Source organism: Mesorhizobium sp. M7A.F.Ca.ET.027.02.1.1, assembly GCF_004022985.1.
GTDB lineage: Bacteria > Pseudomonadota > Alphaproteobacteria > Rhizobiales > Rhizobiaceae > Mesorhizobium.
Map to the genome: position 1 here is coordinate 1 of NZ_RZOL01000149.1, position 13,854 is coordinate 13,854.

General features: G+C 62.1%; 16 protein-coding genes and 1 tRNA gene. 7 read left to right on the forward strand and 10 right to left on the reverse strand.

Features of this window, described 5'->3' with window-relative positions:
* On the forward strand, positions 1-283 hold a 283-nt coding region (locus EN749_RS17580; RefSeq protein WP_145990935.1), incomplete at its 5' end, for an energy transducer TonB.
* A gap of 149 nt (positions 284-432) precedes the next feature.
* Here EN749_RS17580 and EN749_RS17585 read toward each other — a convergent pair.
* The 6 genes from EN749_RS17585 to EN749_RS17615 form a co-directional block, all read right to left on the reverse strand.
* Positions 433-753 carry a hypothetical protein gene (locus tag EN749_RS17585; RefSeq protein WP_127808773.1) on the reverse strand — a complete coding sequence of 107 codons (321 nt, stop codon included), beginning with the start codon at positions 751-753 and terminating at the stop codon, positions 433-435.
* Between the two features lie 111 nt (positions 754-864).
* Entirely contained in the window at positions 865-1,125 is a 261-nt protein-coding gene (locus EN749_RS17590; RefSeq protein WP_127329798.1) for a hypothetical protein, read from the reverse strand.
* Positions 1,126-1,129: 4 nt separating this feature from the next.
* Positions 1,130-1,384 carry a hypothetical protein gene (locus tag EN749_RS17595; protein ID WP_127268063.1) on the reverse strand — a complete coding sequence of 85 codons (255 nt, stop codon included), beginning with the start codon at positions 1,382-1,384 and terminating at the stop codon, positions 1,130-1,132.
* Positions 1,385-1,452: 68 nt separating this feature from the next.
* Positions 1,453-2,415 carry a SagB/ThcOx family dehydrogenase gene (locus tag EN749_RS17600; RefSeq protein WP_236382936.1) on the reverse strand — a complete coding sequence of 321 codons (963 nt, stop codon included), beginning with the start codon at positions 2,413-2,415 and terminating at the stop codon, positions 1,453-1,455.
* 530 nt (positions 2,416-2,945) lie between these two features.
* Positions 2,946-3,695: a helix-turn-helix transcriptional regulator gene (locus tag EN749_RS17610; RefSeq protein ID WP_127268065.1), complete on the reverse strand. Its 750-nt coding sequence runs from the start codon at positions 3,693-3,695 to the stop codon at positions 2,946-2,948.
* Between the two features lie 348 nt (positions 3,696-4,043).
* Positions 4,044-4,119, reverse strand: a tRNA-Ala gene (locus EN749_RS17615).
* A gap of 256 nt (positions 4,120-4,375) precedes the next feature.
* On the opposite strand from EN749_RS17615, the gene EN749_RS17620 reads away from it, so the two are divergent.
* Positions 4,376-4,666: a YggT family protein gene (locus EN749_RS17620; protein ID WP_023811703.1), complete on the forward strand. Its 291-nt coding sequence runs from the start codon at positions 4,376-4,378 to the stop codon at positions 4,664-4,666.
* 13 nt (positions 4,667-4,679) lie between these two features.
* The gene (locus EN749_RS17625; RefSeq protein ID WP_128287897.1) at positions 4,680-4,997 is read left to right on the forward strand and encodes a DUF167 family protein; all 318 of its coding nucleotides are present in this window, start codon (positions 4,680-4,682) and stop codon (positions 4,995-4,997) included.
* Positions 4,998-5,016: 19 nt separating this feature from the next.
* Here EN749_RS17625 and EN749_RS17630 read toward each other — a convergent pair whose 3' ends face one another.
* The 3 genes from EN749_RS17630 to EN749_RS17640 are packed head-to-tail and all read right to left on the reverse strand — an operon-like array spanning position 5,017 to position 7,767.
* Positions 5,017-5,898, reverse strand: a complete 882-nt coding sequence (locus EN749_RS17630) for a MurR/RpiR family transcriptional regulator (protein WP_127268067.1) — start codon at positions 5,896-5,898, stop codon at positions 5,017-5,019.
* Between the two features lie 10 nt (positions 5,899-5,908).
* Positions 5,909-6,976 carry a sn-glycerol-3-phosphate ABC transporter ATP-binding protein UgpC gene (gene ugpC, locus EN749_RS17635; protein ID WP_127382538.1) on the reverse strand — a complete coding sequence of 356 codons (1,068 nt, stop codon included), beginning with the start codon at positions 6,974-6,976 and terminating at the stop codon, positions 5,909-5,911.
* A 2-nt stretch (positions 6,977-6,978) separates the two neighbouring features.
* On the reverse strand, positions 6,979-7,767 hold the full coding sequence (locus tag EN749_RS17640) for an SDR family oxidoreductase (protein ID WP_128363611.1): 789 nt from the start codon (positions 7,765-7,767) through the stop codon (positions 6,979-6,981).
* Between the two features lie 179 nt (positions 7,768-7,946).
* Between EN749_RS17640 and EN749_RS17645 the strand changes: the two genes are divergently transcribed.
* The 4 genes from EN749_RS17645 to EN749_RS17660 all read left to right on the forward strand — a co-directional run bounded on the left by EN749_RS17645 (position 7,947) and on the right by EN749_RS17660 (position 12,551).
* Entirely contained in the window at positions 7,947-9,179 is a 1,233-nt protein-coding gene (locus EN749_RS17645; RefSeq protein ID WP_127397148.1) for a sugar ABC transporter substrate-binding protein, read from the forward strand.
* Between the two features lie 160 nt (positions 9,180-9,339).
* Positions 9,340-10,209, forward strand: a complete 870-nt coding sequence (locus EN749_RS17650) for a sugar ABC transporter permease (protein WP_023811708.1) — start codon at positions 9,340-9,342, stop codon at positions 10,207-10,209.
* Positions 10,206-11,030 carry a carbohydrate ABC transporter permease gene (locus EN749_RS17655; RefSeq protein ID WP_013528984.1) on the forward strand — a complete coding sequence of 275 codons (825 nt, stop codon included), beginning with the start codon at positions 10,206-10,208 and terminating at the stop codon, positions 11,028-11,030. The genes EN749_RS17650 and EN749_RS17655 overlap by 4 nt, the downstream gene beginning before the upstream one ends.
* A gap of 24 nt (positions 11,031-11,054) precedes the next feature.
* Complete coding sequence (locus tag EN749_RS17660) at positions 11,055-12,551, forward strand: M81 family metallopeptidase (protein ID WP_128363612.1); 1,497 nt, start codon at positions 11,055-11,057, stop codon at positions 12,549-12,551.
* A gap of 148 nt (positions 12,552-12,699) precedes the next feature.
* Here the strand turns inward: EN749_RS17660 and EN749_RS17665 are convergent.
* Positions 12,700-13,854, reverse strand: a 1,155-nt coding sequence (locus EN749_RS17665) for a M3 family metallopeptidase (protein ID WP_245491437.1), incomplete at its 5' end; no start/stop codon positions are given.

The window sequence follows — 13,854 nt, forward strand, 5'->3', positions numbered from 1 at the left end:
CTCCAGCAAATGGGACTCCCGTCTGGGCGCCTGGATCAAGCGGCACACACGCTATCCCAGCTCTGCCAAGGCCCGACGCGTGGAGGGCAGGCCATATGTCGCATTCACGGTCGACTCGTCCGGCCGGGTCCTGTCTGCCAGGCTCTCTCGTTCCTCGGGGGATGCGGATCTGGACCGTGCGGCGCTCGCCGTGCTGCAAGGCGCCACGGTGCCGAAACCGCCACCGGAACTCGGCTCGCGTCTGAGCCGTACAGCGCCGTTCGTGTTCAGCCTGCGCAACTAGAGCAGTTCACCGTTTCACGGAAACGGCTAACTGCTCTAATTCTTTGGTTTGACGCAATTCCAAGGGAAAACGCTCTGCGTTTTCCCGGGAAAACCGTTTCACACTTTTCCTGGAATTGCTCTAGGACCGAATTTGTTCGGGCCGGCCTGTCAATAGGCCAGTGACAGACTCAGGGCCTCGACCTGTTCGAGATAGAAACGGCATTTCGTGCGCAAGGGCCCGAGGCCCGGGTCATCGGCGCCGTTGATCTCGATGGTCTGCATCATGAAGTCGAAATGGGCGTGGAAAGCGTCCACTGTACCCCAGAGACTGTCGGCCTGGCAGCTGTCGGCAATCGCCGTCGAGACGAGTTGGCGGGCCTCGACCCGCGCGGCGTCAGGCGATGGCGGCCGCCTGGCGACCAAGACGTCGAGCCGGCTGAAAACGCTTTCCCTGGCATCGACGCTTCTAATGTTGGCTATCATGTTCATGTGCAGGTCCCCTGGGCATTCCAGACGCGCAATAGGTTCCGGTCTGAAATTGAAAAACTGGTGATCAGAGCATTTTCAGCGGCCGCGTCGCGTTTTGGCGGGCGACATGCATCAAGCTTGAGCGACCGGATGCCGGTCCTGCGGGCAGGATGCAATCAGGGCCGGGATTGCGGTTGCATCGGAGGGGTGGCCCCTGATGATGTTGGCGACCTCGGCATCGGCCTGCTCGAACCAGTAGACCATGTCGGCGCGGCGCAGGTCCGTCGCGGCCTTCTTCAGCAACGGCAGCAGGCTTTGCAACGCGCACAGCGTCTCCCAGCGGTTTGGCCGGGAGGTCGAGCCGGCCACCGCGCATGCGGCTGACGATTGCATGTCGCTACGCTCTCCGTGGCTGGGCGGCCCGAGTGTCCTTTGCCTGCGCCTTGGGGTGCAGCGGGTTGCCGCTGAGCTGCGCATGCCTGGCCGGCCGTGCGCCGCGAAGAACGTCGAAGGCCTCTGCATAGGCCATGCCCAGCAGATAGGAGATCATCGGAAAACGGCTTGCTTCGGCCATCTGCACGAGCTCATTGGTCATCGACGAAATATATTGAAGGCTATCGATTTCCGACTGGCGTAAGGATTGATTTGGCACGTGCTGCTCCTGTCTCTGGTTATACGCTAGGGAACGCGTTATTGGCTGTGATGCACATAGTTGGTCGGCTAATTGATGGACTGGCCCGCCGTGGACGGATCTCTTTCCGGCGTCGAGAGGGTCAAGGCATAGATCGGTGCGTCGGTGAAACTGTCGAGACCAAGCAGCCGCTTGATGGCGGAATGGCTGAGCGCGGCTGTCGGACATGCCGACAGGCCATGATTGGTCGCTGCCAGCATGATGTTCTGGCCGATATGGCCGGCCTCGATCAGCACGACACGATAGGCGTTGGCGTCCTCATATTTCCACATCGTGCGATCGAGCTTGGCGCAAAGCAGGACAAGGCACGGCATGGCGTCGGCCCACTCCTGTCCGCCGACCAGTTCGGAGATTTTCGGCAGATGGTTTGCGGAAATCCTGCCAAGGTCGTGATCCGCGGCGGAATAGTGATAGACACCGGGTTCGAGGCCATCGACGCCGAGCGCGACCACATAGGCCTCATAGGGATTTCGCGCGCCGCCTGAAGGGGTCATGCCGAGCGGCAGGGTGCCAACGCAATTGGCGGTCTCGCCGATGATGCCGAGCCCTGCGAACAGGCAATCGGAAAGCTGTTTGGCCGTGATGGTGGGCTGAGCCGCCGTGCGGTTGGTGCGGCGCCGCGCCATCAAGCTGAGAAGTTCATTGTCTTCCAGTGCATTAGGCAGCTGGATGGCGCCTGCGGAATTCTTGAGCATGAGGTTCGGCTGCGGCGTATGGCCGGCGCGTTCTATCTGCCGCTCTTCCGCTTGCTCGATGGTCATGTATTCGCTGTCCTGGACGCAGAAATGCATCAGCGCCGTCGGAAGCCCCCAACTCCATTGTCCTGAAAACTGTTCCTCCTGCTCGGCGAGAGGCGATCCGGCTGTGACCAGCGCGGAGAAATCGAGCAACTGGGGAACGACAGCCTTCAACTCGGACTTCGACCATCCATGGGCGCGGGCAATGTCCGCCGTCGATGCCCATTTGTCCCACGATGCGAGAAGGCCGACCATCTCGGGGCTGCATTCAAACACGCTTCTGGTCAGGAAGTTGCATGCCGTGACCTTGTTCGGTCCGGGGTAGAAAACAAGCGTTTGAGAAGAGCGCATTTTCATGAAGCTGGTTGCCATCTGCGGAGCCGAGGCGCCGACAAGCAAGACGCTCGTCGGCGCAGAACGGCTTCAGCGTTTGTTGTAGTGCATGCCCTGCGAAAAGAAGACGGTCTGCGTGCCGGCGGCAATCGTCAGCTTCGGAGCATTGGTCACTTTCTTGGCCATTTTCATCCCTTTCCTGACCCCAATTTGGGATCCGTTGAAAGACCCCCGGAACGGGATCCGCGTGAAGAAAGGTAAGGTCGGAAGAGTTAATGGTTTGTTAAAATTATAGTAAAACCACGAGCCTTAGACTGACCCGTGGATTATCTTTCCTGGCATTAAAGTCTAAAATATCGATTTTATTCACATACAGAGTAGGCAATCGTTGGCATACGCTTTATCCGCGTACGCTTATTCTTATTTGGCGTAAGACACGGCGATCCGAGGGGTTAGCCCAACCCGTCCCGGGTGAGGCTGACAACCAGTTGATCGACGCCCGGATCGTCGAGATTGATGACATGCGCCATGCTGATGGCATCCCTTGGGTGGATGTTGGCAATGTCGCGCCGCATGATGACGGACACGAATGCCGGGCCGGCCTCCGTCAGAAGCATGGCCTTGCCCATCAGCACCGGTTCGGAGATGGGAGCCCATTGCACGGAGATCAGCGAGGGCTCTCCGGTCTGGCGGCGATTGATGCCGCTGAAATAGATCCAGTTCAGCCGCGAGATCGCCACGCCATAGTGATTGCCGCGCGCTCGTGCCCAGGTCGACCCCCGGCGCTCCGACCATCCGGTGACCCTTCGGAAGGTGACCAGTTCGGCTTCGCGCCGCACGAAGGTCACCGAGCGCATCAGGAGGTCGAGGCGGCCCGGGATCGAGAAATAGGTGAAATAGGTGCCGCCCGCGATCGAAGGACTCGGAGGGCGGATCATCTGGTTGAACAGGCTCTCGGAAACCGGCGGCAGGCCACGCATCGCCGGCTCGGGTGCGCCGGGATCCTGGTACAGTTCGGCTTCGTCGATCCGAAAGTAATCGCATATCAGCTTGGCGGTAGCTTTGTTGGGAACGGTCTGCCCTTGCAGATAGCGTTCGAACTGCGTGCGATTGATGCGCAGCTCACGGCATACCGCGCTTACGGAGGCATGGTCCTTGCACAGCCGTCTAAGGTTTGCAGCGAGATTGTCGCGAATTGACACGTCTTTGCTTCCGCAGGCGGATTTTTCATTTCGACTCGAAATCGATATAGCGTCTCCGGTCGCCCCCGCCGAAACGCCCTGGTCACAACGCACAGAAAAAACTGATTTGGTAACGTCAATTTAGTGGGGTGGTTTCCAAAAAAAACGAAAACAATCAGCGAGCTCTTCCGCCATAAGTCCAATTGACAAAAGTTTTGCCGGATATTGCGAAATAGGCGATGTAGCGCGGCCTTTTAAGGTGCGCTGGCACAGCAAATGCCAACCGCGGGGGCAAGCCGGGACGAGCGTCGCGGACTGCATGTGGCGCAGAGATGGGCATCTGGCGCGCAGCGTGGAGAATTATTCCGCTGGTGGAGCTGAGGAGGATCGAACTCCTGACCTCGTCATTGCGAACGACGCGCTCTCCCAGCTGAGCTACAGCCCCGTCCAGCGGATGGGCGCATTTATCGGGCGCCGCGGTTTCCTGTCAAGGCGGAGGTTTGCCGAAATCCAGTGCCGTCAAGCGTCGATCTGGCGCCGGCGGAAAGCGGCCCTTGCCGGTTTTGTGTATTCGCGCCTTCGTTGGGGTGTCGGCGACATGCCCTACAGTCCGACCGGGCCGGTATTGGCGCTCCACAGAAAGGCGGCCCTTGCCGGTTTCGCGTGCAATGGCTACATGTCGGCAACAATTGGAGACCGGCATGCTCGCCCTCATTCAAACAATCGTCATGGCGCTTGACCTCTACTGGTGGATCATCATCGCCTCGGCGATCTTTTCCTGGCTCTACGCCTTCAACGTCGTCAATTCGAAGAACCAGTTCGTCGGTTCCATCGGCAACATGCTCTACCGGCTGACCGAGCCGGCGTTGCGGCCTATCCGCCGCTTCATGCCGGACCTTGGCGGCATCGACATCTCGCCGATCATCCTGCTTCTGATCCTGTTCTTCCTGCGGCAGTTTCTGCTCACCACGGTGGCGCCTCTGATCCTGTGAGCAGGATGACCTTATGAGCACGCCGTTTCGCCTGCGCGAAAACGGCGCCGAGCTGTTTGTCCGGCTGACGCCAAAGGCTGCGCTGGACAGGCTCGAAGGCTTCGAGGCCACGGCGGACGGGCGAAGCCATCTGAAAGCGCGCGTCCGCGCCGTGCCGGAAAACGGCGCCGCCAATCATGCGCTCGAAAAGCTGCTGGCCAAGGCTCTGGGCGTGCCCGGGTCCGCTGTCTCGGTTGTCGCCGGCGGCACCGCGCGGCTGAAGACCGTGCGCATTGAAGGCGATCCGGCGAAATTGGCGAAAAGCATCGAGGCGCTCGGCCGCCAGTCCTGATGTCCTTGGCCGCAGGGGCTCAATCGCCCAATGGCAAACGCGGATCGTCGACTTTCAACGTGTTCACGCTCTGCTTGATGCGGCGCAGATTCTCCAAAACCCTTGGTCCGCGCGTCTCGGCGACCGAGGTGACGATCATGTCGACGATCGACAGCAGCGCATAGCGAGACGATGTCGGCTTGTAGATATTGCCATCCTCGAGCGACTGGAAATGGATGACCGTGTCGGCGACCTTGGCGAGTGCGGAGTCCGGCGGGGTGATGGCGATCGTGGTGGCGCCATATTGCTGGGCGACCTGCACCGCATCGATGACCGATCTGGCATAGCCGGAGACGGAGAAGGCGATCAGCGTGGTGTCGGGGGTGGCAACGGCGGCGTACATGCGTTGCAACTGTCCGTCGATCTGCGCCAGCACCGACACGCCAAGCCTGAACAGCCGGTTCTGCATTTCGGTCGCCATCATGGACGAAATGCCACCGGAGCCGATGCACAGCACATTACCGGAAACAGCGATGCGTGCGGCGACGGCGACCAGCGTCGTCATGTCGAGGTTTTCGCTGGCGCGCTGGATGGCCGATATCGCCGCTTCGGTGATGGCGGAAGCGATGCGCTGTTCGCGGGCATCGCGGCTCAACGGCTCCGGCGACAGATACTGGCCGCCGATGGCGATGGCTTGCGCCAGATAGAATTTGAAGTCGCGCAGGCCCTCGCAGCCGAGGTTGCGGCAGAACCGCGTCACCGTCGGCTCGCTGACACCGACGCGCAAGGCAATTTCCGAAATCGCCGCTTTGGAAACGAAATCGAGGTCTGCCAGCACGAAGCCGGCCAGCTTGCGATCCGACTTCGTTCCGTCCTGCGACATCAGCTGCAGCCGCGTGATGATGTCGGCCGGCGTCTTCATGCTGCTATTCTCATAGAGGCAGGCCCGTTGCCTTGTCGAACAGATGGATGTTGCCGGGGTCGACCGAGACCGGCAGCAGGTCTCCCGGCCTGACCGGCACCCTGTCGCGGAACACGGCGCGTACCGTATCAGCACCGATAGCGCCATAGACATGTGTTTCGGAGCCGGTGGGCTCGACGACATCCACCCTGATCGCCATCGCGTCGACAGCCTCGCCGATGACAAAATGCTCGGGCCGGATGCCAGCCTCCACCGCGCTGTCCGCCGGCACCTGTTTGCCGGCAAGCGCAAGCCGCCCGCCACCGGCCGATTCGAACCAGGTTTTCTCAAGCGCCGTCTTGAGCGAACCGGACACAAAGCTCATCGACGGCGAGCCGAGGAAGGAGGCGACGAACTTGTTGGCAGGCCTGTCATAGAGTTCCAGCGGCGCCCCGACCTGCTGGATTCTGCCGCGGTCCATCACGACGATGCGGTCGGCCATCGTCATGGCCTCGATCTGGTCGTGGGTGACGTAGACGATCGTCGATTTCAGCCGCTGGTGCAGCGCCTTGATCTCGACGCGCATCTGCACGCGCAATTGCGCGTCGAGGTTGGACAGCGGCTCGTCGAACAGGAACACAGACGGCTCGCGCACGATGGCGCGGCCCATGGCGACGCGCTGGCGCTGGCCGCCCGACAGCTGGCGGGGATAGCGGTCGAGATAGGAGAAGAGATTGAGGACGCCGGACGCCTTCTTGACCTTCTCATCGATCACCGTGCGCGTCTCGCCGCGGATCTTCGGGCCAAAGCCGATATTGTCAGCTGCCTTCAGATGCGGAAACAGCGCATAGGACTGGAACACCATGGCGATGTTGCGCTGCTGCGGCGGCAGCGCATTGGCGCGCACGCCGCCGATCAACAGGTCGCCGGAGGTGATCGTCTCCAGGCCGGCCAGCATGCGCAGCAAGGTCGACTTGCCGCAGCCGGACGGGCCGACGAGGACGACGAACTCGCCGCTCTTGATATCGAGGCTGATGTTCTCGAGGATCTTGTGCTGGCCGAAGGATTTCGACAGATCGCGAAACTCGACATCGGTCATTGTCACGCTCCCAGGATGTCGTCGATGAAGGGCAGGCAGCCGGCGGTCAGTCCCGCGTCCACGGGCATCACCACGCCTGTTATTCCCGATGCGCGATCGGACGCAAGGAAGGCGACGGCTTCCGCCACTTCCGCGGCGTTGACGATGCGGCCGAGCGGATAGAGCCGCTGCAATTTGCCGAGGATTTCGGGATCCTTGGCAAGGCGGTGGTCCCAGGCGGCGGTGCGGATCGATCCGGGGCAGACGACATTGGCGCGCAGGCCGCTGCGGCCGAGCTCGACGGCGATCGCCTTGGCATAGGCGTTGATGCCGGCCTTGGCGGCGGCATAGGCCGGATTGCCGAAATGCGCGATGGCGTTGACCGAGGAGATGAAGACGACGCTGCCCGAGCCACGGCCAGCCATCGCCTTGACCAGCGGGTCGGCGAAATTCATCACGCCAGTCAGGTTGAGATCGAGTTCCTGCTCTATTCTGTCGGGATCGAGCGCCGAAATCGTCTCGGCTCGCGTCCAGCCGGCATTGTTGATGAGAATGTCGGGCACACCATCCCGGTCGAGGATCGCGCCGATCGCCGTCGCTATCGATGCCTTGTCGAGAAGATCGAAGACATGGCGGGAGGCAAGGTGCGGACTGTTCAGCGCCTCGCTTGACTGATCGCAACCGACGACCCTGGCGCCTCTTTGCGCCATCAGCGCCACGATGGCCGTGCCGAGACCGCCGCCGGCCCCCGTCACCACGACGGCCCTGCCTTCGAACTCGGCCCTGCCCTCGAACTCGGATTGCGAAACCACCGTGCGTCATCCTCCGGGAGTTCTGACAGATCGCATAAGGCCTAGGCCTGTAAATGTAATTAAGCAACACAATAATCCGCTTGCAAGCCTTCAAATCATCGATAATGTAGGAAAGTCACATAAATCTTCTGCTCCGGCACGGAGAGGCGCGCAGGCGCAACACCAATGGGAGAGATCAAATGAGCCTTGCAAAATGGACTGTCGGCCTGATGGCCGGAATGAGCATGCTGGCAATTGCGGCGCAGGCGGATGCGGGCGAGGTGCGGGTCACCGTGGCCGAGTACAGCGCCAAGACTGCTCCCTATTTCGCCGACGTCAAGAAGGAATTCGAGGCGGCGAACCCCGGCATTACCGTCAAGTTCGAAGTGGTGCCGTGGGATGTGCTGCTGCAGAAGCTGACCACCGACATCACCGCCGGCACCAATGCCGATCTGTCGATCATCGGCACGCGCTGGCTGATCGACTTCGTCCAGCAGGATGTCGCCGAGCCGCTCGACGGCTACATCAAGCCCGACTTCAAGGACCGCTTCATCGACACCTTCCTGTCGCCCTCGATCATGGACGGCAAGACCTACGGCCTGCCGATCGCGGCCTCGGCGCGCGCCATGTACTACAACAAGGAGCTGTTCGAGAAAGCCGGCATCGCCAAGCCGCCGGCAACCTGGACCGAGCTGCAGGAAGATGCGCGCAAGATCAAGGCGCTGGGGTCGGGCACGTTCGGCTTCGGCCTGCAGGGCAAGGAGATCGAGACCGACGTCTATTACTATTATGCGATGTGGTCGCAGGGCACCGAGATCCTCAACAAGGACGGCACTTCGGGCCTGAGCACGCCAGGTGCGCTTGAGGCCGCCAAGCTCTACAAGTCGATGATCGACGAAGGCCTGACCGAACCCGGCGTCACCTCCAACAACCGCGAAGACGTGCAGAACCTGTTCAAGCAGGGCAAGGTCGGCATGATGATCACCGCACCCTTCCTGTCCAACCAGATCAAGGACGAGGCGCCGAACCTGAAATACGGCGTTGCAGCCATCCCCGCCGGCCCGACCGGCGCGCGCGGCACCTATGGCGTGACCGATTCCATCATCATGTTCAAGAACTCCAAGAACAAGGACGAAGCCTGGAAGCTGCTCGATTTCCTGTTCACCACGGAACAGCGCGCCAAGTTCACGCAAGGCGAAGGCTTCCTGCCGGTGAACAAGGAAGAGGCCAAGATGGACTACTACGTCAACAATGCCGATCTGGCGGCGTTCACCGCGCTGCTGCCCGACGCCCGCTTCGCGCCGGTCATTCCGGGCTGGGAAGAAGTCGCCCAGATCACGTCGGACGCCATGCAGAAGATCTATCTCGGCGGCGACCCTGAGGCGGGCTTGAAGGACGCGGCCGCCAAGGCCAACACCGTGCTGAAGAAATAGAGGCCGTGCTGAAGAAATAGGGCGTATCTCCCTGCGCCCGTGGCGCGCCCCAGACTCAGGCGGGGCGCGCCACACCTAGGTTCCCGGCCCGGTGCGGCGGATCCGAAATTCGCATAAGCAGAACCTTCTGATCCAGCACGCCGAGGTTGCAGGCCAGCAGATGCAAAATCGTTTCTTGCCCTATCTCCTGACCTTGCCCAGCCTGTTTCTGGCGGCGGTGGTCATCTTCTGGCCGGTCTGGGACCTGATCCAGATCTCGACGCATGAGGTCAGCCGCTTCGGCCAGCTTCGCGACTTCAACGACTTCGCCAATTTCGCGGCACTCGCTGCCGATCCCGATTTCACGGCCGCGCTCTGGCGCACCGGCCAATGGACGGTGATGGTGGTCGGCGGTGCGCTTCTCTTGTCGATCCCGGTGGCGATGATCCTCAACACCGATTTCTATGGCCGCGGCATCGCCCGCGTCATCATCATGCTGCCCTGGGCGGTGTCGCTGACCATGACCGCGGTGGTCTGGCGCTGGGCGCTGAGCGGCGAAAGCGGCATGCTCAATTCGGCGCTGATCGGCCTCGGGCTCATCGATCACAACATCCAATGGCTGGCGAGCGCCGAGACCGCTTTCCCGATGCAGGTGCTGATCGGTATCCTGGTGACGGTGCCGTTCACGACGACGATCTTCCTCGGCGGGCTGTCGTCGATTCCGGACGATCTCTACGAGGCGGCGGCGCTCGAAGGGGCGACGCCGCTGCAGCAGTTCCGCGAAATCACCTTTCCGCTCCTGAAACCGTTCATCAACATCGCCATCGTGCTCAACACCATCTACGTCTTCAATTCCTTCCCGATCATCTGGGTGATGACGCAGGGCGGCCCGGCCAACTCGACCGATATCCTGGTCACCCATCTCTACAAGCTGGCCTTCCGCATCGGCAAGCTGGGCGAAGCATCGGCGGTGTCGCTGGTGATGTTCGCCATATTGCTGGTCTTCACCATGATCTATGTGCGGCTGGCGATGCGGGAGCAACGCACATGACGAGCAAGCTGAAACGCTCCATCATCGCCTGGCTGCTGCTGGCGCCGCTGATCGTGGTGACGCTCTTTCCCTTCGCGGTGATGTTCCTGACCGCGGTCAAGCCGAGGCAGGAAGTGCTGTCGCCGACCTGGTGGCCGAGCGAATTCCGCTGGTCGAATTTTTCCGACATGTGGGTGGCGACCGGCTTTGGCCAGGCGCTGCTCAATTCGCTCTACGTGTCTGTGATCGCCACCGTCGGCGCCATCCTGATCTCGGTTCCGGCGGCCTATGCGATGTCGCGCTTCCGCTTTGCCGGCTACGGCGCCTTGCGCCAGTTCCTGCTGATTTCGCAGATGATCTCGCCGATCGTGCTGGTGCTTGGCCTGTTCCGGCTGATGGCGGCCTGGGGCTTGGTCGAGAGCACGACGGCGCTCGGCTTCATCTACATGGCCTTCAACGTCGCCTTCACGGTGTGGATGCTGCAGAGCTATTTCGACACCATTCCGCGCGATCTCGAGGAAGCCGCCTGGATGGAGGGCGCCGGCCGCTGGCTGACCTTGCGCAAGGTGTTCCTGCCGCTCTGCCTGCCGGCGATCGCGGTGACCGCGATCTTCACCTTCATCAACGCCTGGAACGAATTCGTCGTGGCGCTCACCATGCTGCGCAGCCAGGAAAGCTACACGCTGCCGATCCAGGTGTTTTCGCTGGTCGCCGGCCGCTACACCATCGAATGGCACCACGTCATGGCCGCGACGTTGCTGGCGACCTTGCCGGTGGCCATCCTGTTCATCTGGCTGCAGCGCTACCTCGTTCGCGGGCTGGCGCTCGGGGCGGTCAAATAACGCCTATTCACGGACGGAGCTTTCATGCGCATTTTCACCGCCTCGCTGGCGACGGAAACCAACACCTTCTCGCCGGTGCCGACCGATAGGGCCTCGTTCGAGATGGCCTTCTATGCCGGACCCGGCAAACATCCGGACACGCCGACGCTGTGCTCCTCGCCGATGGTGGCGCTACGCCGGCGGGCAGCGGCCGAAGGCCTCGATGTCATCGAGGGCACCGCAACCTGGGCGGAGCCGGGCGGCCTGGTGCAGCGGCAGACCTATGAGGCTCTGCGCGACGAGATCCTTGGCCAGCTCGAGGCGGCGCTGCCGGTCGATGCGGTCATCCTCGGCCTGCATGGCGCCATGGTGGCGCAAGGCTATGACGACTGCGAAGGCGACTTGCTCGAACGGATTCGCGCAATGGTCGGGCCGCAGGTGGTGATCGCCGTGGAACTCGATCCGCACAGCCATCTGACGCCGAAGCGCGTGGCGGCCTCCGACATTCTCGCCTACTTCCTCGAATTTCCGCACACCGATTTCTATGAGCGCGGCGAACACGTCGTCGAGCTTGGCCTTGCGGCGGCGAGGGGCGAGATCAAGCCGGTCATCTCGAGTTTCGACTGCCGCATGATCCAGGTGCTGCCGACCAGCCGCGAACCGATGCGCTCTTTCGTCGACCGCATCAAGGCGCTGCACGGCAAGGATGGTGTGCTGTCGGTCTCGGTCATCCATGGCTTCATGGCGGCCGACGTGGCCGAGATGGGCACGCGCATCCTGGTCGTCACCGACGATGACAAGGCCAAGGGTGACGCGCTGGCGGAAAGGCTCGGGCGGGAACTCTACGCGCTGCGCGAAAAGACGGCGATGACGATGCTGAGCGCCACCGACGGCATCGACCGGGCCTTGGCCGTGCGCGGCAAGAATCCGGGCAAGCCGGTGGTCATCGCCGATATCTGGGACAATCCCGGCGGCGGCGTTCCCGGCGACGGCACCTTCGTGCTGCGCCAGATGCTGGCGCGTGGCCTGGACAGGTTCGCCGTGGCGACGATCTGGGACCCGATCGCGGTCACCTTCTGCCTGGCGGCGGGCGAGGGCGCCGTTATCGACCTGCGCTTCGGCGGCAAGGCCGGGCCGCAGGCAGGCGAGCCGATCGACGCGCGCGTGCGCGTGCTGAAGGCGGTTGCGGAGGGCTGGCAGAGTTTCGGGCCAAGCCGCGTGACGCTCGGGCCGACGGCGCTGGTCCGCCTCGAAGGCACCGAGGTCGACATCATTCTCAACACCAACCGCACACAGACCTTCGAGCCGGATATCTTTTCCAACATCGGCGTCGATCCGATGACCAAGGACATGCTGCTGATCAAGTCGACCAACCATTTCTACGCCGGCTTCGAGCCGATCGCCGCCGAGATCATCTATGTCTCGGCGCCGAGCTCGTATCCCAGCAATCCGGCGGTGACCGATTACAAGAAGCTGACAAGGCCGGTGTGGCCAAGGATTGCGGATCCTTGGAAGGGTGACGCCGGTGATCTCCCCCCTTGAGGGGGAGATGTCGCTGAAGCCGACAGAGGGGGTCGCCTGACGTAATGCGCCAACCTTCTTCTGCCGCAGCAGGCCGAGCCCGGTCGAACCGACCCCCTCTGGCCGCTTCGCGGCCATCTCCCCCTCGAGGGGGGGAGATTATCCGGTGCTACACCAATCCCCGCTTCACCATCATCGCTTCGGGCGACGGCATCTTGCCGCGAAATGCGGTGTAGAGTTCTTCCGGATCCTTCGAACCGCCGGCGGCGTAGATGTTCTTGCGCAGCCGTTCGGCGAGCGCCGGGTTGAAGGGGTCGCCGGTCTCCTCGAAGGCGGCGAATGCGTCGGCATCGAGCACTTCCGACCACATGTAGGAATAATAGCCGGCCGAATAGCCTTCGCCGGAAAAGACATGGCCGAAATGCGGGGTGCGGTGGCGCATGGCTATGGTGTCCGGCATGTGCAGCTCTGCAAGCGTTTCGGTTTCGAAACGAAGTGGTGCTTCAGGCGCATCCGGCCGTGCGTGATAAGCCATGTCCATCAGCGCGGATGCGGTGAACTCTACTGTTGCAAAGCCAGCGCCAAAAGTCCGCGCGGCCAGCATCTTGTCGAGCAGCGCCTTGGGCATCGGCTTGCCGGTCTTGACGTGCAGCGCGTGTCTTTCCAGCACCGCCGGCACGGTCAGCCAGTGCTCGTAGAGCTGCGAGGGCAATTCGACGAAATCGCGGCTGACCGAGGTGCCGGCTACCGACGGCCAGGTGACGTCGGTCAGCATGCCGTGCAGCGCGTGGCCGAACTCGTGGAACAGCGTCTTCGCCTCGTCGACCGACAGCAGCGCGGGCTCGCCGGCCGGCGGCTTGGCGAAGTTCATGATGTTGTAGATCACCGGGCTCGCACCGTGGCCGAGCCTGTAGCCGGACTGCAGCGCGCTCATCCAGGCGCCGGAGCGCTTCGAGGGCCGGGCGAAATAATCGGCGAGGAACAGGCCGCGCTCGCTGCCGTCGGCATTTTTCACCACGAAGACGCGGGCGTCGGGGTGCCAGGCAGCGATGCCCTTCTTCTCCTCGAAGGTGATGCCGAACAGCCGTGTCGCCACATCGAAGCAAGCGTCGATGATGCGGTCGAGCTGCAAATAGGGCTTCAGTTCCGCCTCGTCGAAGGCGAATTTTTCCGCGCGCAGTTTCTCCTGGTAGAAACGCCAGTCCCAGGCAGCAAATTTTTCGTTGCTGCCGGCCTCCGTCGCCAGCCGTTGCAATTCGATCTGGTCGCTTGCTGCCTTCTCCAGCGCCTTTTCCCGCACCGGATCGAGCAGGGCGTGCACGGC